The organism is Neobittarella massiliensis (ex Bilen et al. 2018), from assembly GCF_900289145.1.
Taxonomy (GTDB): domain Bacteria; phylum Bacillota; class Clostridia; order Oscillospirales; family Ruminococcaceae; genus Neobittarella; species Neobittarella massiliensis.
In genome coordinates this window covers 144,599-164,409 of sequence record NZ_OKQO01000001.1, presented here as the reverse complement: position 1 = coordinate 164,409, position 19,811 = coordinate 144,599, and the positions used below count along the sequence as shown (strand labels likewise).

The 19,811-nt window shown below is 57.2% G+C and carries 15 protein-coding genes; 9 read left to right on the top strand and 6 right to left on the bottom strand.

Annotated elements, in window-relative coordinates; genetic code table 11:
• Positions 1–4: 4 nt before the first annotated feature.
• Together C6Y32_RS00865 and C6Y32_RS00860 are read right to left on the bottom strand one after the other, a co-directional pair.
• Positions 5–529 (bottom strand): cob(I)yrinic acid a,c-diamide adenosyltransferase, encoded by a 525-nt coding sequence (locus tag C6Y32_RS00865; RefSeq protein WP_105203274.1) that lies wholly within the window; start codon positions 527–529, stop codon positions 5–7.
• On the bottom strand, positions 529–1,206 hold the full coding sequence (locus C6Y32_RS00860) for a histidine phosphatase family protein (protein WP_105203273.1): 678 nt from the start codon (positions 1,204–1,206) through the stop codon (positions 529–531). The genes C6Y32_RS00865 and C6Y32_RS00860 overlap by 1 nt, the downstream gene beginning before the upstream one ends.
• Before the next feature lie 133 nt (positions 1,207–1,339).
• Between C6Y32_RS00860 and C6Y32_RS00855 the strand changes: the two genes are divergently transcribed.
• Both C6Y32_RS00855 and C6Y32_RS00850 read left to right on the top strand, forming a co-directional pair.
• On the top strand, positions 1,340–2,047 hold the full coding sequence (locus C6Y32_RS00855; protein ID WP_105203272.1) for a helix-turn-helix domain-containing protein: 708 nt from the start codon (positions 1,340–1,342) through the stop codon (positions 2,045–2,047).
• Between the two features lie 371 nt (positions 2,048–2,418).
• On the top strand, positions 2,419–3,753 hold the full coding sequence (locus tag C6Y32_RS00850; protein ID WP_243206158.1) for an APC family permease: 1,335 nt from the start codon (positions 2,419–2,421) through the stop codon (positions 3,751–3,753).
• A 1,546-nt stretch (positions 3,754–5,299) separates the two neighbouring features.
• On the opposite strand, the gene gap is transcribed toward C6Y32_RS00850, so the two are convergent.
• A complete protein-coding gene (gene gap / locus C6Y32_RS00845; RefSeq protein WP_105203270.1) occupies positions 5,300–6,316 on the bottom strand; it encodes a type I glyceraldehyde-3-phosphate dehydrogenase in 1,017 nt (338 codons plus the stop codon).
• Between the two features lie 240 nt (positions 6,317–6,556).
• Here gap and C6Y32_RS00840 point away from each other — a divergent pair, with 240 nt between their 5' ends.
• Positions 6,557–7,711, top strand: coding sequence for a sensor histidine kinase (locus tag C6Y32_RS00840; protein WP_105203269.1), 1,155 nt, complete (start codon positions 6,557–6,559; stop codon positions 7,709–7,711).
• A gap of 68 nt (positions 7,712–7,779) precedes the next feature.
• Here C6Y32_RS00840 and C6Y32_RS00835 read toward each other — a convergent pair whose 3' ends face one another.
• A complete protein-coding gene (locus tag C6Y32_RS00835; RefSeq protein WP_105203268.1) occupies positions 7,780–8,700 on the bottom strand; it encodes a hypothetical protein in 921 nt (306 codons plus the stop codon).
• Between the two features lie 12 nt (positions 8,701–8,712).
• A complete protein-coding gene (locus C6Y32_RS00830; protein WP_105203267.1) occupies positions 8,713–10,077 on the bottom strand; it encodes a citrate synthase in 1,365 nt (454 codons plus the stop codon).
• Positions 10,078–10,431: 354 nt separating this feature from the next.
• On the opposite strand from C6Y32_RS00830, the gene spoIID reads away from it, so the two are divergent.
• The 4 genes from spoIID to C6Y32_RS00810 all read left to right on the top strand — a co-directional run bounded on the left by spoIID (position 10,432) and on the right by C6Y32_RS00810 (position 16,457).
• Positions 10,432–11,448, top strand: coding sequence for a stage II sporulation protein D (spoIID, locus tag C6Y32_RS00825; RefSeq protein ID WP_105203266.1), 1,017 nt, complete (start codon positions 10,432–10,434; stop codon positions 11,446–11,448).
• Positions 11,449–11,572: 124 nt separating this feature from the next.
• Entirely contained in the window at positions 11,573–11,965 is a 393-nt protein-coding gene (locus tag C6Y32_RS00820) for an ArsR/SmtB family transcription factor (protein ID WP_243562422.1), read from the top strand.
• Positions 11,966–11,995: 30 nt separating this feature from the next.
• Complete coding sequence (locus C6Y32_RS00815) at positions 11,996–14,668, top strand: heavy metal translocating P-type ATPase (RefSeq protein ID WP_105203265.1); 2,673 nt, start codon at positions 11,996–11,998, stop codon at positions 14,666–14,668.
• A gap of 325 nt (positions 14,669–14,993) precedes the next feature.
• On the top strand, positions 14,994–16,457 hold the full coding sequence (locus tag C6Y32_RS00810) for an amidohydrolase (RefSeq protein ID WP_105203264.1): 1,464 nt from the start codon (positions 14,994–14,996) through the stop codon (positions 16,455–16,457).
• A 64-nt stretch (positions 16,458–16,521) separates the two neighbouring features.
• Here C6Y32_RS00810 and C6Y32_RS00805 read toward each other — a convergent pair whose 3' ends face one another.
• Positions 16,522–17,055 carry a DUF2871 domain-containing protein gene (locus C6Y32_RS00805; RefSeq protein WP_306418958.1) on the bottom strand — a complete coding sequence of 178 codons (534 nt, stop codon included), beginning with the start codon at positions 17,053–17,055 and terminating at the stop codon, positions 16,522–16,524.
• A gap of 96 nt (positions 17,056–17,151) precedes the next feature.
• Here C6Y32_RS00805 and C6Y32_RS00800 point away from each other — a divergent pair, with 96 nt between their 5' ends.
• Together C6Y32_RS00800 and C6Y32_RS00795 are read left to right on the top strand one after the other, a co-directional pair.
• Positions 17,152–17,910: a hypothetical protein gene (locus tag C6Y32_RS00800; RefSeq protein ID WP_105203262.1), complete on the top strand. Its 759-nt coding sequence runs from the start codon at positions 17,152–17,154 to the stop codon at positions 17,908–17,910.
• Positions 17,911–18,186: 276 nt separating this feature from the next.
• Complete coding sequence (locus C6Y32_RS00795) at positions 18,187–19,584, top strand: MATE family efflux transporter (RefSeq protein WP_105203261.1); 1,398 nt, start codon at positions 18,187–18,189, stop codon at positions 19,582–19,584.
• The last annotated feature ends 227 nt before the right edge of the window (positions 19,585–19,811 follow it).

The following is a 19,811-nucleotide window of genomic DNA, read 5'->3' as shown; positions in this document are numbered from 1 at the left end:
CCGATCAGTATTCTATGCCCCTGCGAGCGGCTATGCCCTGCTCGTAGGGGTGTTTTTTGCACTGGATGTCCGACAGGTAATCGCACCGCTCTACCAGCTCCGCCGGCGCCCCGCGCCCGGTCAGCACCAGCTCACAGCCCGGCGCCCGCCCGTCGATGAGCGCACACACCTGGTCCAGTTTTACCGTGCCCAGCGCCAGCGCGGCCATGATCTCGTCGCACACCACCAGGTCATAGTCGGCCGCCGCCGCAACAGCGCCAGCCAGCGCCCGCTGCTGGGCAGTGCGGCACCGCTCCTTTTCCGCCTCGGTCATGGCGGCAAAAAATTTGGCCTGCTGGGGCGGGATATCCACCGTTGCCCCCAGTGCCCGCAGCTGGCTTATCTCGGCTGAGCTGCCGTCTTTTAAAAACTGGGTGAAGTACACCTGCTTACCGGCCCCCAGCGCCCGCACGCACAGCCCCACCGCCGCCGTTGTCTTGCCTTTACCGGTGCCGGTGTAGATGTGCACCAGCCCCTGCTGGGCGCCCATCAGCCGTCGTCCTCCGGCATGTATTTGGCCGCCGCCAGCGCCCCGCGGGCGTCTTCGGCCCCATGGGGTATGATGCCGATGATCTCAAAGGCCCGGGCCGACTGCCACAGCTGCGGGGTGATGAGGATGGTGTAGCCGTAGCCGTTGTCGGCCATCCCCTCCACGTGGTTTTTCTTGGGGTAGCCGTAAGCCGCCAGCAGGCCCATGATCACCCCGCCGTGGGTCACCACCGCCGCCTGGGTGTTGCCCGCACGCATCATGTCGCTGATGATAAGGTCCAGCCCCTCGCCGCAGCGGCGGGCAAAGTCGGCCAGGCTCTCGCCGCCGGGGATCTGCACCTGGGCGGCGCCGGGGGCAAAAGAGCGAAAAGCCGGGGCGTTTTGCAGCTGGGCGATCGTCTTGCCCTCAAAGTCGCCAAAATCCATCTCGGCGATCTGCTCTACCTCGGCGATATTTTTCATCTCCGGGTACAGGAGCGCCGCCGTCTGCCGGCAGCGGGTCATGGGACTTATATACAGCTTGCCCACGCCGGGATAATCATACCGCTGCCTGAGCGCGATGAGCGCCTGCACCCCCTGCGGACACAGCGGCGAGTCGGTGCGGCGGCCTACATACTGGCCGCGGATGTTGCCTTCAGTAAGTCCATGACGGATGAAATGTATCTTGTAAGTTTTCATAAAATCTCCTGGTCTCCTATGTTTGCTCTACTAAAATCCTGGGAATGTGTTTTAAAATTGCACGAACTGCCTTTACAAAAGGTTTTTCGTGCTATATAATTTACATTATGTAAAAAAGGGGGAGGTTTTGACGATGAATGCCGATTTTCACCGGATCCTGACTCTGCTGCGCAAAGAAAAAGGCGTCAGTCAGAAGCAGGTCGCAGCCAGTCTGGGCATTTCTCAGGCGCTGCTGTCACACTATGAAAAAGGCATTCGCGAGTGCGGGCTCGAATTTGTCGTCAAGGTGGCCGACTACTACGGCGTCTCCTGCGATTACCTGCTGGGCCGCTCGCCCGACCGGGCCGGCCTCACCCTCAGCGTAGAGGATATACCCGACAGCGATGAGCCGGGCAAGCAAAACATCATGCAGCACGGCAGCATCATGCCGGTGCTCAACAAAAAGCTCATTACCAACTCGCTGCACATCGTGTTCGATATGCTGGCCAAAGGCTGCAACGCCTCACTCACCAAAGAGGTCTCCAGCTACATCATGGTGGCGGTGTACAAGATGTTCCGCAAGCTCTACGGCCTCACCCCCAAAAACCAGAGCACCATGTTCTCGGTCTCCAAGGTGCGCTACAGCCAGCTGTGCGACGCCGCCATGCACGAGAGCGTGGCCGATATCGACTGCCTGGACCAAAACGTCGATCTGGGGGACATGAGACCGCTGGAGGACCGCGACGACTTCGAGCTCACCACCCAGTCGCTGGCCGAGAATTATCCGCTCTTTTACTCCTCTTTGCAAAACCTGATCTCCAACGTCGAGGATACACTGGGCAAAGACAGCGGCAAAAAGTAGGGCCGCGCTCCGCCAAGTAGGAGCATGCCCAATATCTGGGTCTGTCACCTATATATAGTACCATTTTTTCACTCTAAAGAAAACGGCTTTTTCATATTTTTAACGGCGTGTACATATACTTAGCGGCAGCCGCCGCCCGGGTCCACCGGCAGCCCAGAGGGGTGTCTGACCCAACAACCGCCCAACAGCCGCCCAACAGCCGCCCAACAGCGGCGGCCGGTTTTGCACACCGTCAAAAAATGCACAGCGATCGCGTCGCCAGGGGCATCCCGCAGCGGGTGTCTCTTTTTTTGTGCCGCGGCCGCTGCCAGCCGTCTGGCGCCCGGCGCGCCGGACCACACTATACTATCATACACAGGGGGCGATCTCTCTTGCAGGAACAACACAAAAAATACGGTCTGGTCACCGCCGTCGCCGTGATCGTCGGCACCGTGATCGGCTCGGGCATCTTTTTTAAGAGCGACGATATACTGGTACTCACCGGCGGTAACATCCTGCTCGGGGCGGCGGCGTTCTGCGTGGCGGCGTTTGCCATCGTCTTTGGCAGTCTGGCCTTCTCCGAGCTGGCCGCGCTCACCGATAAGCCCGGCGGGCTCATCACCTACGCCGACGAGTTCTCCACCTCCAGGGCGGCCTGTGTGGTAGGTTGGTTCCAGACCTTTATCTACTACCCCAGCCTCATCGCTGTGGTGTCCTGGGTGGTGGGGGTATACACCGGCCTGCTGTTCGGGCTCGCTCTGCCACTGGAGGGGCAAATGCTCATCGGCTTTGGTTTCTGTGCCGTCTGTTATCTCTACAACACCTTCTCCCCCCGCTTTGGCGGCATTTTTCAGCGCTTTTCCACCGTGGCCAAGCTGCTGCCGCTCATCGCCTTTGCCCTGATCGGGGTCATCTTCGGCGATCCCACCACCATCATCCCCGCCGGTACCGGCCGCAGCCTGGCCAGCTTTAGCTGGCTGGCAGCGCTGGCCCCTATCGCCTTTTCTTTTGACGGGTGGATCGTGGCCACCTCTATCGCCCACGAGATACGCGACTCCAAGCGCAATCTGCGCCGGGCGCTGGTCATGGGCCCGCTGTTCATCCTGCTTGCCTACCTGCTGTACTTTGTGGGGGTCTCTACCCTGTTGGGGCCCGAACAGGTCATGGCCATGGGCGATGCCCACATCGACCAGCTGGCTATTCAGGTGCTGGGCAAGACCGGCTCCAAGCTGGTGCTGATCTTTGTCATCATCTCGGTCATGGGCACCGTCAACGGCCTCACGCTGGGCAGCATCCGCATGCCCTATGCGCTCTCACTGCGAGGTATGGTCCCCGGCGCCACCAAACTGCAGCAGGTCAGCAAAAAGTTCGATATGCCCCTGCGCTCGGGACTGATGGCGTTTTTACTGGCCAGCGGCTGGTTCCTGCTGCACTATCTCACCCAAAAATTCGGTCTGCTGCCCAACTCCGACGTGTCCGAGGTACCGGTGGCCATCAGTTACCTGCTGTACGTGTTCTTCTACGGCAAAGTCATCTCGCTGCACCGGTCCGGTCGCATCCCCGGCAAAATACGGGGCGTACTGGTACCGCTGCTGGCCAGCCTGGGCTCGCTCATCATCCTCTACGGCGGCGCACAAAACCCGGCCTTCTTCCCCTACGCGCTGCTCTGTGCACTGCTGCTGGGCGGCGGCCTGCTCTACTACACCCGTCGGGCCACCCGGTCTTAAAAGGATAGGCCCCACCACCCATGGCAGCTATCCGGGAATAGCCGCCCGCATCCGCTTTAAACAGGCCGTGTCCCCCCCACCTTATAAGTATCCGCCATGAAACGAAAATACAGGCCAGCGCCCAGACTGCGCTGGCTTTTTTGTTGCCCATATCCCAAACGATACTGTCCCTCGAATACAAAAAGATGGCGCTATCATCCCCACCGTTCCTTTTTTGTCCCTCTTTCCCCACTGCACATTTTGGCGTGTCAACCACATCGAGACCTGAGCTGGGCGCACCGATCGGCCTACTCCTCCAAAACAGATAGCCGCTGTTCGGCGTTCTTATGTTTTTCTACCTTAGGAGTTATCTTCTCATTTTTAAGCCACCGCCCCACCGGACCCCGCCACGATCGATGCGTAAACGCCCCATATTTTTGCAAGCTATACACCGGTGCGCCCCACACGCCCCATGCATAGAGCATAGAGCACAGATAAATACTCTCCACGCTGATCCCTTTTGCGATTTTGACCGCGCGCGTTTTGCGGCAAAACGCAGATGTGTATTCTGCAATCTGCCGCGCATGCTATCTCGAGCCACCGTCTGTCAGGAGGATAAACACCATGTATACGGTCCTACCTTACCGCAATTCCCATAAGTTCACTCTGCTCACAGGATTTCTGCCGCTCTGATCGCTGATAGAGCGCCAATAGGCGCAGTTCATATCAGCCCCAAATCAGCTTCGGATCACTTCCAGACCAACTCTAGCTCCCTGGACCGACCTAAGACCAGCCTAAAACCAACAACGACCAACCTTGCTCAACTCCAGACCATTTCCAGGCCGGTTCATATGCCCCAAACGCACTAATTTCTCAAGATCGCTCGGTCCTATCTCTGTTCCAGCCCAAAACAGCCGCTGTCTTCTCAAAGGGCGGTCCTATTTTCACACCGTCTCTCCCCGCTTGTCTGGCGGCCGGCCATCAGGCGGCGCAGCACAACATTTTCAGCTTGCAAACAAAAAACCGTTTCGGTGCCTGCACCTCTTTTGGGTGTATCGTGTATGAACAGCTGCCACCGGGAAAAACTAACGGAGCGCAATATCTGTACTGTTTTTAAATGGCAAGATACGCATGGGGTCCACACCATCCGATATCTATAATACTGCCCCAGTTCAAAACAGAAAACAGCGCTCCCTGCCGGCATTTCCTGCCCTTGTTCCCGCTCGTTCTACCACGCCCCCGCGCTTTGCCCGGCACAGCGGCCCCCCATCTTGCCGGTCGATCGGATATTAAGCCCAAGACCTACCGGCTCAATATTCCAACTGCCAAGATATCCGTGTGTATCTCCCTGCGCTGATACTCCCCCGGCGGTTCGGCAAGTTTTACCCGTCTCGGCATGGTTTTGGCCCCCGCACCTGAATATCCTCTGCGTATACCGCAGTTCTCCGTACCAAAAACGCCGGTCTTCCTTTGGGGCTCACTATTTTAGGGCACAAAAAAAGAGCAGCGGCATAAAAGCCACTGCTCTCTCATGTACCCTATACCGGGCACCTTCTGTGCGTTTTGCTTACTGAGCGTCGACCTCAGCCATGTGAGAGATCAGCTTCAGCACTTTGTTGGAGTAGCCCCACTCGTTGTCGTACCAGGAGACCAGCTTTACGAAAGTATCGTTGAGCATGATGCCGGCCTTAGCGTCGAAGATGGAGGTTCTGGGGTCGCCGTAGAAGTCGGAAGAGACAACAGCGTCCTCGGTGTAGCCCAGTACGCCGTTCAGATAGGTCTCAGAGGCCTCTTTCATCTTGGCGCAGATGTCCTCGTAGGTGGCGGGCTTGGCCAGTTTAACGGTCAGGTCAACAACAGATACATCCAGGGTGGGAACACGCATGGACATACCGGTCAGTTTGCCGGCCAGGTCGGGGATGACCAGAGCGGTCGCTTTGGCAGCGCCGGTCGAAGAGGGGATGATGTTGCCGGCAGCAGCACGGCCACCTCTCCAGTCTTTCTTGGAGGGGCCATCAACGGTCTTCTGGGTACCGGTGGTGGAGTGAACGGTGGTCATCAGGCCCTCAACGATACCGTAGTTGTCGTTGATGACTTTGGCGATGGGAGCCAGGCAGTTGGTGGTGCAGGAGGCGTTGGAGACGACCATCATGTCTTTGGTGTAGGTCTCGAGGTTGACACCGCAAACAAAAGTCGGGGTCTCTTTGTCCTTGGCAGGAGCGGAGATGACAACTTTCTTGGCGCCAGCTTTGATGTGGGCAGAAGCCTTCTCGGTGGTGCAGAACACGCCGGTAGACTCTACCACGTAGTCGGCACCGCACTCGCCCCAGGGAATGTTGGCGGGATCCATCTCAGCGTAGAATTTGATCTCTTTGCCGTTGACGACGATGGCGTCATCGGTGTAGCTGATCTCGCCTTTGTACTGGCCGTGGACCGTGTCGTAGCGCAGCATGTAAGCGCAGTAGTCGGGGGTCATGAACGGGTCGTTGATGCCCACGAACTCGTAGTCGGGATTGTCCAAACCGGCACGGAAGACCAGTCTGCCGATGCGGCCAAAGCCATTGATACCAATTTTGATAGCCATAGGGATAGCCTCCTATTTATTATAGTCTATCTGTATTTTATAACAAAAAGCTATCTATAGCAAGAGTTTGTCAGGAATTTAACCAGAAGTTTTCACACAATTCAAAAATTCACTTTTTCCCCACCCGGGTCCTTGGTACCAATTTCAGTAAGATCTGCTGCCAGTATTTGCATTGGCACAAAAACCATAGTATACTATATGAAAACAAGTCGAAATTTATCGAATTACGGTAGGTTCTAAATGGAAATCTGTAATGAAACCCAATACCTGGCGGCGGCGCAGTCCATCTTCGAGCACGCCCACCTGCCGGTGCTCGTGTGCGATAAAAAGATGCTCATCCTCTGGCACAACAGCTGTGCCGAGGTCTATATCCACGGTCTCACCGGCTACCCCAGCGCCGCCGGTCTTTTGCCCACCGGCGATCTCGGCAGTATTCTGGCGCAGCTGCAAAAGGGGCTGGACGTCTATCTGCCGTCCCCGCAGCTGCCGGCCGGCGGCAGCCCGCTGCAGCTGCACCTGATCCCGGTACTGGGCGCCCAGGGCCAGCTGCAGCTGGTCACGCTCATGCTGCCGGTGGCCAGCAGCTCCCTCACCGAGGGCTCCCGCCGGCAGATCGACCGGGTCAGCACCGCTTTTTCGGCCGCCAGCCGCACCAACCTCACCGCCATCTTCTCGGCCCTCTCGCCCCTGGCCCGCAAGTTCGAGGAGTACGCCGACTACGAGGGGCAAAAAATGCTCGACCAGATCAACCGCAGCGCCTATCGCCTGCTGCGGCTGGGGAAAAATATCGAGCAGGCCTCGCAGCTGCTGACCGGAGCCTATCAGCTGCAGCTGCGCCCGGTAGAGATGGCCCGCCTACTGCAAGACCTCTGTCAGGGGGCGGCCACCGTGCTGCGGCAGAGCCCTGTACCGCTCACCTACCAGATCGATTTTAAGCAGCTGTTCATGCTCATCGACCAGCAGCTGCTCGTCGGGTGCATCACCAACCTGCTCTCCAACGCCTTTCTCTATTCCAGCGACCAAAACACCGTGCACCTGCACGCCCAGGTGGTGCGCGACGCTCTGCACATCTCGGTGCGCGACCGCGGCGCCGGTATCCCGGCCGAGGTGCTGCACCGGGTGTTCGACCCCTACTACTCCTACCGCGCCCCCGAGCTGGGTTTCGTGCAGGCAGCCGGTCTGGGCCTCCCCATCTGCCGTCAGGCGGTCCAGGCCATGGGCGGCCAGATCTTTCTCCCCAGTCCCCCCGGCGACGGCACGCCCGTGCGCTTTTCACTGCCCATCACCCCGCCGCAGCCGGGCCTTTCCTCGCCGGCGGCAGAGGATTTTATCGGCAACCGCTACTCCAGCCTGTATGTCGATCTGGCCGATGTCTGCACCTTCCCCTACCTGTAAGTATACCGTTTCTGTACGGCCGCCAAAAAGGCGGGCAGCTCACTGCGAGCTGCCCGCCTTTTTTTGCGCTATCGGCGCAGGCGCCGGGGGGCACTGCCCGCCCGCCGCGGCCGGTACACGTAGCTCCCCTTTTCCGGCGAGCGGTGTTCGTCTTTTGCGGCTGTGTCCTCTTCCTCTGGCCGCTGGCCGCCGTGCCGGGGCCCCACCCGCTCCATCGAGCGGTCAAACGCCCCCATATACCACAGAGTAACGGCCAGCACCGCCGCCAAAAACAGCAGATGCGTGGCCAGCGACAGCATCGACAGCAGCTCAAACGGGCCGCCGTTTAACATCTGCCGCACCAGGTTGGGCAGATAGGCCACAGCACCCAGCACCAGCGTGCGCCACCCCCAGCCGATGGCCGCCCGCGCCCGGCGGGCGGTAAACTCGCCGGTAAAGGTGTAGCACACCTGCAAAAACAGAAAGCTGCCAGCACAGCTGGTCAAAAAGTCCAGCACCCGCTGCGGCAGGTACGGCGATACCGCCTTGCCGGCAATGAGCAGCACCAGGCTAAACCCGGTCCACACCACCACCAGCAGCACCGCCGGCGACAGCCCGCCGGGCCCGCCGCGGCCGATAAACTGGCCGGCCCCCAGCAGCCCCACGCCCATCAGGGCGCCAAATAGGCTGTACCCCAGCTGCCCGATAGACACGTACCCCTGCACAAATTGCAGCAGCACCGAGGCGATGCCCACAGCAATGGCCAGCACGCCGCACAGCTTCACCGCGCCCCCCAGTGCCCGTGCGGGCCGGGGGCGGCTGTCAAAGTGCCCCCGGCCCAGCAGCACCGCCAGCAGCGACACCGCTACCAGCACTGCCAACAGCGCCCCGTAGAGCAGCAGCACCTCTTTTCTCTCAAAAGATACCATGCCTTTTTGGCCCAGTACCAGGTAGCCGACGGGGAACCCCACCGTCAAAATAGCGAGCAGCGCCGCGACGAGCCGTTTCATAAAGTATATCCCCTATCTATTTTCTATGGGAACATACGCGCGTTTTTCACTGAGCGCCTTGTATGCGGGCCTCATGATACGGCCGCCGAACATCAGCTCCTCCAGGCGGTGCGCACACCAGCCCGGCATTCTGGACGCCGCGAACAGCGGGGTAAACAGGTCCTCCGGTATCCCAAGCGTCTTGAATACCAGTCCCGAATACAAGTCTACATTGGCACACAAATTCTTGTCAATACCCTTGAGCTCGCCAAATACCACCGGCGTCAGCTCCTCCACCTTCTGCAGCAGTCGCAGGTCGTCGCCAAAACCCTTCTCCACCGCCAGCTTCTCGGCGTGCGTCTTCAGTATCTGGGCGCGGGGGTCGCTCTTGGTGTACACCGCGTGGCCGATGCCGTAGATGAGCCCGCTCTTATCGCCGGCCTCTCTGCGGATGAGTTTGGCCAAAAAGTCTTTGATCTGCCCGTCGTCGCCATAGTCGGCGATCCCCTCTTTCATGTACTCCAGCATCTCCACCACCTTGATGTTGGCGCCGCCGTGGCGAAAGCCCTTCAGCGACCCCACCGCCGCCGAGATAGCTGCGTAGGTGTCGGTGCCCGAGGAGGAAAGTACCCTGCAGGCAAAGGTGGAGTTGTTGCCGCCGCCGTGCTCGGCCATCAAGATCATGCACAGGTCCAGCAGCTTGGCCTCCTCCTCGGTAAAGCGCTTGTCGGGGCGGATGGTGCGCATAATGGTCTGCGCCGTCGACATGCCGCGCTTGGGCATGTGGAAGTACATGCTTTTCTTGTCGTACTGCCGCCGCTTTACCTGGTAGGCATTGGTGATGATGGTGGGGGTGCAGGCGATGAGCTCGATGCATTGGCGCATCACATTTTCCATGCTCACGTCATCGGCGTTGTCGTCGTAGGAGTACATGGCCAGTATACTGCGGGCCAATTTATTCATCACGTTGGGCGACGGGGCCTTCATGATCATGTCCTCTACAAAATACGGCGGCAGGTCGCGAAAGTCGGCCAGCGTGTCGCAAAATCCCTCCAGCTGGCGGGCAGTGGGCAAAATGCCAAACAGAAGCAGATAGCTCAGCTCTTCAAACCCGTAGCGGTCCTGCGCCAAAATGCCCTGCACAAAATCCTCCAGATCGATACCGCGGTAGTACAGCTTGCCCTCGGCCGGGGTCTTTACCCCGTCTACCATATCGTAGCCCACCACGTCGCAGATCAGCGTCAGGCCGGCCAGCACGCCGGTGTTGTCGGCGTTGCGCAGGCCGCGCTTTACCCCCAGCTTCTCGCAGTCCGAGGGGTCGATGAAGTTATACTTGCGAAACTGCTCACATAGTCTATTGATAGCCTGCTGTTTCTCGTAGGACATGTGTAATGCCATGTAGATGCACCTGCTTTCTTAAATGTCGCGAAAGGCCCCGGGCCTTCCAGCAGCCCAAAAGGCGGCCATTTATGTGAATTTCAGGTCCAAAAAGGCCCGAATTCATCGTTTGTTAACATTTGCAGCCGCTGCCGGGCAGCGGCTGGTCAGCACCGGGCGGGGCTGTTCCCCTTTTTAGAATGTACCTATTCTACTCTGGCCCCCGGCAAAAGTCAATAAAAAACCCGCAAAATTTGAAATTTGTACATATCTTCATTTCAAATAATCACCGATAAATAGGTTATTTCCCAAATAACAAACGAAAATATGAATTATCAAAAACAAAAAATTTCATTTTAAAGGAAGTGGAGCCTCATGCGATTAAAATTGTCCGTCCTCATCATCTTCGCGCTGGTCACATTCGGCACCCCATTCGCCGTATTTTTGGCGCAAAAAGACACCCCCTCCCCCGCCCCCCCACAGACCAGCAGCGCCACCAGCGGCGCCGCCGACAAAGGCCAGCAAAAGAGCCACACCATTAAAGTTTTAGACGGCTCTACCGGGCAGGTGCAGGAGCTGGCCCTGCGCGATTACCTGTACGGGGCGGTGGCTGCCGAAATGCCCCCCAACTTTAGCCAGGAGGCGCTCAAGGCCCAGGCGATCGCCTGCTCCACCTACGCCGTGCGCCTCAAGCAGCAGGCTGCGACCAGCCCCAACGCCGACCTAAAAGGAGCCGATATCTCGGTCGACTCCAAGGTGCACCAGGGCTATGTGAGCACCGACGAGATGAAAAAGATGTGGGGAGACAACTTCGATACCTATTTTGCCCTCATCAAAGATGCTGTCGACCCGGTGGCCGACCAGGTGCTCACTTATGAAGGAGCTCCCATCATCTCGGCCTACCACTCCATCTCGCCGGGCAAGACCGAGGCTGCCGCCGACATCTGGGGGCAGGAGGTCCCCTACCTGGTATCGGTCGACAGCCCCGGTGACGTGCTGGCCCCCGACTACGAGACCAAAGAGGTATTTACCGCCGCCGTGGTAAAAGAGAACCTGCTCACCGCCTTTTCAGATATCGCCTTCACCGAGGACCCGGCTGGCTGGTTTACCGACCCAGCTGCCACCGCCGCCGGCAGTGTCAAAACTATTAAGGTCTGCGGCAAAGAACTCACCGGCGACGATATCCGAACGGCGCTCAACCTGCGCTGCGCTGCCTTTACAGTAGCTTTTGCCGACGGAAACTTCACCTTTACCGTAAAGGGTTATGGTCACGGTGTGGGTATGAGCCAGTATGGGGCCGACTACATGGGCCGGCAGGGTTCAAGCTACCAGGATATTCTGGCTCACTATTTTCCCAATACTTCGGTTGAACCTATTGACAACTTTCTCTAAATAGATTATTATATGCACAGATGAACAGCTGTTCATGTGTGCATATTTTCATTTCACCGTGAACGGCCCTCATATATGCTGCGGATACACTGCTTGCCCCGCAGCCGAGAAAGGCGGTCACACCATGACAGAAAACCAGTCTCAACACGATATCCTCACCGACACCGACGAGATGTGCCAGGAGCCCCACAAACACACCTGTCTGGTATCTAGAGCGAAGGCCCACATATTGGAAAATGACAAGCTGGACCCGCTCTGCGATATCTTTAAAGTCCTGTCCGATCCCACCCGCATGCGCATTATCTTGGCGCTGGTCGATACCGAGATGTGTGTCTGCGATCTGGCCGACGTAGCCGAATCGAGTCAGTCGAACATCTCGCATCAGCTGCGGCAGATGCGGCAGACCGGTATCGTAAAGTCCCGCAAAGAGGGAAAATCGGTGTTTTACTCACTGGATGACGACCACATCAAGACCATCATCGTTCAAGCCGTAAACCACGTGGCCCACATGCGCTGATATAGCGCTTTTATCCGAAAGGAGGACACCATGAAGACCAGACTTTCCATACAGGGACTGAGCTGCTCCCACTGCGCCATGAAGATCGAAGAAAAGCTGGAGCACTCGAACAAATTCGACAGTATAGCGCTGCTGTTTGCTACCGGCGTGCTCCTCATAGAAAACGATCATCCGGTCACCGATCAGGAACTGTCCTATATCCAGCAGGTGTGCGACGACATCGAGCCCGGCACCGTCATCAGCCGAGCCGCCGGCAACACCACTGCCCCAGATGCGACCCCGGCAACCCACGCAAACGGCGACAGCTGTGGGTGCGGTCATGAGCACCACCACAAGCACGGCGACAGCTGCGGGTGCGGCCATGAGCACCACCACGAGCACGGCGGCAGCTGCGGGTGCGGCCATGAGCACCACCACGAACACGGCGACAGCTGCGGGTGCGACCATGAGCACCACCACGAACACGGCGACAGCTGTGGGTGCGACCATGAGCACCATCACGAACACGGCGGCAGCTGCGGGTGCGGCCACGAGCACACAGATGAGCCGGCAGCCCCCATCGATCCAAAAGCCTTTGCCGGCAGTCAAAAGCTCTATTTTACCGGTCTCTCCTGCTCCCACTGCGCCATGAAGATCGAGGAGAAACTGCAGCAGTCGGGCAAATTCCAGCGGGCGGCGGTCTCGTTTGCCAGCGGGACCATCCTCATCAAAAATGATCACCTGCTCACCGACAGCGAAGTCGCATTCATCGCCCAGGTATATGACGATATAGAACCCGGTACCCATATCAGCCGTATACCTGCCGATACGGTAACCGTCTCTGCTGAAAGTGCCTCTCCATCTGCCCGCAAATCAGTCTCTAAAGCCGAAAAGAAACGTCCATTCGTGTTGCTTATCGCCTCTGTGGCGCTGGCAGTGGCCGGCCTTATCACCTCCAAGCTGCTCGATATCAGCTGGTTGCCGCCGGTGTTGTTCGTGCTCTCCTGTGTGCTTTCCAGCTACGATGTGTGGTACCGGGGCATTACCGGCATCGCCAAAAAGCGGGTGGATGAGAACCTTCTGGTGACCATCGCCATCATCGCCTCTTTCTTTATCGGCGAATTTCCCGAGGCAGCTATGGTCGCCCTGCTATTTAAGATCAGCCTGTTTTTAGAGGATAAAGCCGTGGGCGCTACCCGCAAAAACATCAGCGCCATCACCAACATCCAGCCCGACTCGGCCAAAGTGCTGCTGCCCGATGGCAGCACCCGCCAGCTGCGGGCCGAAGAGGTGCAGGTGGGCCAAACTATCGTCATCAGCCCGTCTGAGCGCATCCCGCTGGACTGCACGGTGTTAGAGGGCAACACAGCCACCGACAATTCGGCCATCACCGGTGAGAGCATTCCTGTCAACGTGGGACCCGGCGACAAACTGCTATCGGGGTCTATCAACCTCACTGGGCTCATCAAGGCCACCGTCACCTCCCGCGTGGAGGAGAGCACCGCTGCCAGGATCATCAATCTGGTGGAGGAATCGGCTGCTCAAAAGAGCCACTCGCAAAAATTCATCACCAAATTTGCCGCTGTCTATACACCGGTCATCATCGGCCTGGCTATCTTGGTGGCGATCTTCCCGCCGCTGCTGGGTCTGGGCAGCTGGAAGCAGTGGATCTACACCGCGCTGGTGTTCGTGGTCTCGGCCTGCCCCTGTGCGCTGGTCATCTCGATCCCGCTGGGTTTCTTCTCCGGTATCGGCGCCGCCACCAAGCGCGGGGTGCTCATCAAGGGCGGTAAGCACATCGAAAACCTCTCTAAACTCACTGACGCTGTATTCGATAAGACCGGCACCCTGACCGATGGGCAGCTCAAAGTGACCGGTATCACCGCTTTTGGCGACTTTACTACCGATCAGGTGCTGCGCTACAGCGCGCTGGCCGAGAGCTTTTCGGCCCATCCGATCTCCCGCTCTATCATTGCTCAGTGCCCCGATAAGCCCCAGGAGGAGATCGTCAGCTACCAGGAAGTAGCCGGTAAAGGTGTGCTGGTACAGCTCAAAGAGCATCAGCTGGCTTGCGGTTCCTTAAAGCTGATGGCCGATCAGGATATCCGCGTGCCGCAGGGGGTAGAGGCCAATGTACTGCTGGCCGTTGACGGGCAGCTGGCCGGGGCTATTACCGTGGGCGACGCACTGCGGCCCGACAGCGCCCAGATGGTAGCCGACTTAAAGGCGGCCGGCGTACAGACTGTGACCATGCTCACCGGCGACAGCCAAAAAGCCGCTGCCAAAATTTCGGGCGAATTGGGGCTAGATCGCTACTATGCCGAGCTGCTGCCCCAAGATAAGGTACAGCGCCTGACCGATATCAAAGGTGAGGGCCGTATGGTCGCCTTTGTGGGGGACGGCATCAACGACGCCCCGGTACTGGCTGCCTCTGACGTAGGTGTCGCCATGGGCTTTGGCACCGAGGCCGCTATCGAGGCCGCTGACGTGGTACTGGTCTCTGGCAAACCCAGCTCGCTGGTAACTGCAGTAAAGCTGTCCAAGCGGGTCATGCGCATCATCCAGGCCAATATCGTCTTTGCTCTGGCTGTAAAATTTTTGGTCATCGTACTGTCGCTGTTCTCGCTTTCCACCATTTGGATGGCTGTATTCGCCGATGTGGGCGTAACTGTGCTGTCGGTGCTCAACACCACCCGCCTGCTACTGGGCAAAAAGAGTACCTAACTTCTAGATATCCATGCTATCAATGCCGTATTTTGTGTAAGTAGAGGGGCCGAAACGATCGTGTTTCGGCCCCTCTACCCTGTTTCGTGCACTATACCCGCCTGTAATTGCCAGATAGAAGCTGCGCACTATGCCGATACCCCACAGAATAAACCGCTTTTTCTGTAGGCAAAGAGGCAAAATACAGCGAGAAGTTTTAGAAAAAACTCCAATCTTTTTAGACTCGCGCCTCCATCTACTTGCACCGCTGTCAGACTGTGTTACACTAAAAGAAAAGAGTCTGCTTTTTATATAGTGTGCAGACACAATAAGGAGGATGCTACCTTTGAACGAGAAGAATTTTGTCAAAGACGCAGTTGCCAAACACCAGGCGTCTATTTGGGAGCTGCAAAAAGCTGTGTGGGAGGCTGCCGAACTTGGATATGAAGAAGTAAAATCGGCCGCTGCTTTTTGCCGGTCTTTAAAAGAGGCCGGGTTTACCGTTGAGAGCGGTGTGGCCGAGATCCCCACCGCCTTTATCGGCACCTATGGCAGCGGCAAACCAGTAATTGGCATTTTGGCCGAGTTCGACGCCTTGTCGCAGCTGGGCCAGGAGGCTGCCTGCCCGGTAAAAACGCCTACTCCCGACAACGAAAACGGCCACGGCTGCGGCCACAGCGCACTGGGCGCCGGCGCTTTTGCTGCGGCAGTTGCAGTGAAAGATTATTTGGACGCCACCGGCTGCAGCGGTACCGTGAAACTGTTTGGCTGCCCAGCTGAAGAGACCGGTTACGGCAAGACCTTTATGACCCGCTACGGCTGTTTTGACGGCGTAGACGCGGTGTTCACCTGGCACCCATTTGACAACAATGCCGCCTGGGGCGTGAGCTGCCAGGCGAATATCAACATGGTATTTTCGTTTAAGGGCCGCACTGCGCATGCCGCCGCTGCCCCCCACGACGGCCGCAGTGCGCTAGACAGCTGCGAGATCATGAATGTGGGCGTAAACTACCTGCGCGAGCACGTGATCCCCGATGCCCGGCTGCACTATGCCTATCTGGATGTGGGCGGCAGCTCGCCCAATGTGGTACAGGACCATGCCACGCTCAGCTACTTTATCCGCGCACCCAAGATCGAACAGGTGCGCGAGATCGTGGAGCGGGTGAAAGATATCGCCCGCGGCGCGGCGCTCATCTGCGGCACCGAGACCAGTTGGTACCTGCGTACCGGTGTGAGCAACTACATACCCAACCACACGCTGACCGAGCTGCTCTACAGCGCTATGGAGGAAGTTGGCGCGCCCGCCTTTGACCAGAAAGACTTCGACCTGGCAGCCGCTTTTGGCAAGACTCTGCCCGAAGATGTTAAGCAGAAAACCGCCCAGTTGCTGGTCAAAAAATTCGGACCTGAAAAAGGCGCCCAGCTACAGGCGCAGGGGCTCTCTACCGAGATCGAGCCGCTGGTCATCACCGACATGTGCGCCCCCGGCTCTACCGACGTGGGCGATGTCAGCTATGTAGTGCCCACAGCCCAGGCCATGATCGCCGGTATGGCTTTGGGTACCCCCGGCCACACCTGGCAGATCTCCGGCCAGACCTGCTCTTCTATCGGTCAAAAGGCGGTGGAGAATGCCGGTGAGATCTTGGCGCTGTCGGCCATCAAAGTGCTGCAAGACCCGTCTATCTGCGACAAGGCCAAAGCAGAGCTGCAGGCAGTGACTGGCGGCGAGTACAAGTGCCCCATCCCCGCCGAGGTAAAGCCCCCGGTACCGGAGTGGGTGCCGCAGGCCGCCAAAGAGGCCGGTCTGTAGAGAGACTTTAAAAAATAGTAAAGAGAGCACTGCATGGGGCAGTGCTCTCTTTTTATTGCCGTATTTATACGGTGAGATGGGCGGAACTGCTGCGGCGCAGGCAGCAAAACAGCAGTACCAGACCCGTGCCCAACAAGATGTGGCCGATACCCGCCACCCCTGAAAGTGCCGCATCAAAAACCTTGGATAAGGCAACACCCCGCACCTGCACCACACCCCGCCCGAGGAGCGTGACCGCCGTCAGTGGCCGACCGATGTTGTAGAGCCGGTAAAACAGCGCCAAGCCCTTTTGTTGGGAAACATCCGTGCTGGCGACAAACAGTGCCACCAACAGAAATAGCAACATCCCCAGCACCAGCAGATGCAGGTGCACAAACGACAGTGCCGTGCGGCCGGAAAAGCCGGAAAACTTGGTGAATTCCCGGTAAAATACGCCGCTGGCCAGCCCGGCTACAGCATAAATAAAAGCGGTATTGATGTATTTTTTCACAGTTAGACCTCCATTTCTGGCGGGGCCAGAAAAAAATGTTGCGCGCAACAAACTATACGAATATTGTATATTATAAAGTGCACCTACAAGTCTGTCAACCTGAGCCATTCATGTGTGCTATAATGGGATACAGAAGTCAAAAAGAATATGCAGCTGCCGTTAGGCGCCGTGCTGTACAGCCATTTAAAAGTGGGAGACCGCCCAATGAATATGTTAACAAACTATGAAAACGCCATCAAAAACTTGCCTTTGGGGCGAATTTTAACTAAAAAAGAGCTTTTGACCGAGACCTTTTTGCTGGAGCGCAGCGGCCAGGTAGAGATCTATTACGCACCCCACAACGCCTACCAAAACCCCAGCGCCAAGATCGTCATCGTGGGCATATGCCCCGGCTGGACCCAGACCGAGATCGCCTTTCGCACCGCCAGGCAGGGATTGGCTGAAAACTGGCCCCAGGAGGAGATCTTAAAAGCCTGTAAAAAAGAGGCGCGCTTTGCCGGTACTATGCGCACCAACCTGATACACATGCTCGACGAGATCGGCCTGCAGGACATTTTGGCGCTGGAAAGCTGTGCACAACTGTTTACCTGTGTAGATGGGCTGCTGCACACTACTTCGCTGCTGCCCTACCCGGTATTTGTACGGGGAAAAAACTATACCGGATACAACCCTTCTATGCGCCAACCGCTGCTGAAAAAATACCTAGATGCATTTTTTACCGCCGAGCTCAATGTGTACCGCGAGCCGGTGCTGCTCATTCCCCTGGGCAAAGTAGTGGAGGAAGAAGCCCAGCGCATCATCGGCGAGTTGGGGCGCACCAACATCACCTGCCTGCGGGGGCTGCCCCACCCATCGGGCGCCAATGCCCGCCGCCTGCCGCAGATGCGCGAAAATGGTGCGGACCTGGCCGAGCAGGTACGGCACTTCGGGCAGAAAGTCTGCCCCGGCCAGGTGCATGCATAAGCTCAACTAAAAAAGAGACGTCGCACTTGGCGATGTCTCTTTTTTGATTGACAGCGTAATGTTTTTACGCGGGTAAAATTACCGCAGCCGCGCTGTGGACCGGCATGTAAAAAAGCGAGTGCTGTTTTCTGCTTGCTGTTTATTGTGCACTGCACGGGGTCTGTAGCGCACGATTTTATATCGATAAAAAGTTTTTCTTGTGTTTTTTTAATAAGTTCGTATAATATAAAGCGCGTATTGAGATAAGCTGCAATTCAGACGGTAGAAGAGGTAGTTATGCGACAGGAAAATGATCTTGGCAAAGACCCCATCGGCAAGCTGGTGCTGCGCATTGCGCTGCCCAGTATGCTGGCGCAGTTCGTCAACGTTTTATACAGCATCGTCGACCGCATGTACATCGGCAACATTGCCGGAGTGGGAGAGCTGGCCCTGGCCGGGGTGGGTGTGTGCGGCCCGGTGATCACCATGATCGGGTCGGTGGCCTCGCTGGTGGGCATTGGCGGTGCCCCGCTGATGAGCATTCGGCTGGGTGAGGGAAAACAGGCTAAAGCCAAGGCGATACTCGCCAACTGCTTTATGATGCTGTGTGTGCTCTCGCTGGTACTTGTGGCGGTGCTGTTTTTGGTAAAGCGGCCGATGCTGCTGTTTTTTGGCGCCAGCAAGGCGACGATCCCCTATGCCGACAGCTATTTTTCAGTGTATATTGCCGGCACGCTGTTTGCTCTGCTGGCCACCGGTATGAGCCAGTTCATCATCTGTCAGGGTTTCGCCAAGATCGCCATGTGCGCGGTGATATTGGGCGCCGTATTAAATATCGTTTTAGACCCGATCTTTATTTTTGCCCTGGATATGGGGGTGGCCGGAGCGGCGATCGCCACCGTTTTGTCGCAGCTGGCCAGCTGCTGTTTTGTGCTTGCCTTTTTGTTTGGACAGCGGCCGATGGTATCTATCAGCTTTGGCGGGTACAGCTGGCAGGTGATACGGCGGGTGCTCGTCATCGGCCTTACGCCGTTTGCTATTATTGCTGTGGACAACATGATGATCATTGCCATGAATACAGTTTTGCAGCGGTATGGGGGCGCGGTACAGGGGGATGTTTTGGTGACCTGTGCCACCATCGCCCAGAGTTTTATGCTGGTGGTGACCATGCCTTTGAGCGGGATCAGTGGCGGCACCCAGGCCATTTTGAGCTACAACTACGGGGCACAGCAGATAGACCGGGTGCGAGCAGCACAGCGCAAGATATTTTTACTGTGCCTGACCTATACGGTGTGCATGACGGCGGTAGCTTGGCTGTGCGGACAGTGGTTTGTACGGCTGTTTACCAGCGATGCGGCTGTGGCACAAAAAGCACTGTGGGCTATTCGCGTATGTACGCTATCACTTTTGCCGCTGGGTATTCAGTACGAGATCGTCGATGGGTTTACGGCCATTGGGCAGGTGCGCTTTTCGCTGCCGCTCTCGTTTTGGCGCAAGCTGGTGTATTTTGCCGCCCTGTTTGCGCTGCCCGTTATATGGGGGGCACAGGCGGCTTTTTATGCCGAGCCGATCTCGGACTTTTTTGGGCCGCTGGTGTCTATGATCGTGTATTTGCTGGCCATGAAACGGGTGCTTAAAAAGAGAGAGGCCAAACGCGAAACCGCCCCGGACCAGGTTCGTATAGCGGCAGAGTAAAATAACTCCTGACATAATATACTCAAATCAAACTATCTCTATAAAATTTTATATATACTTTACAAGATTATTCCCATGTGTTAAAGTGTACTTGTCTGCTGGACAGCGGACGGAAAAATATATGCCTGGACAGGCTCTGGAAATAATTGCGTTGTACGATTTTCGAGGGCTAACCTGTGTGTTAGCCCTTTTTATTTTCGGGGCGTTCCACCTGGGAAAAGGAGAGA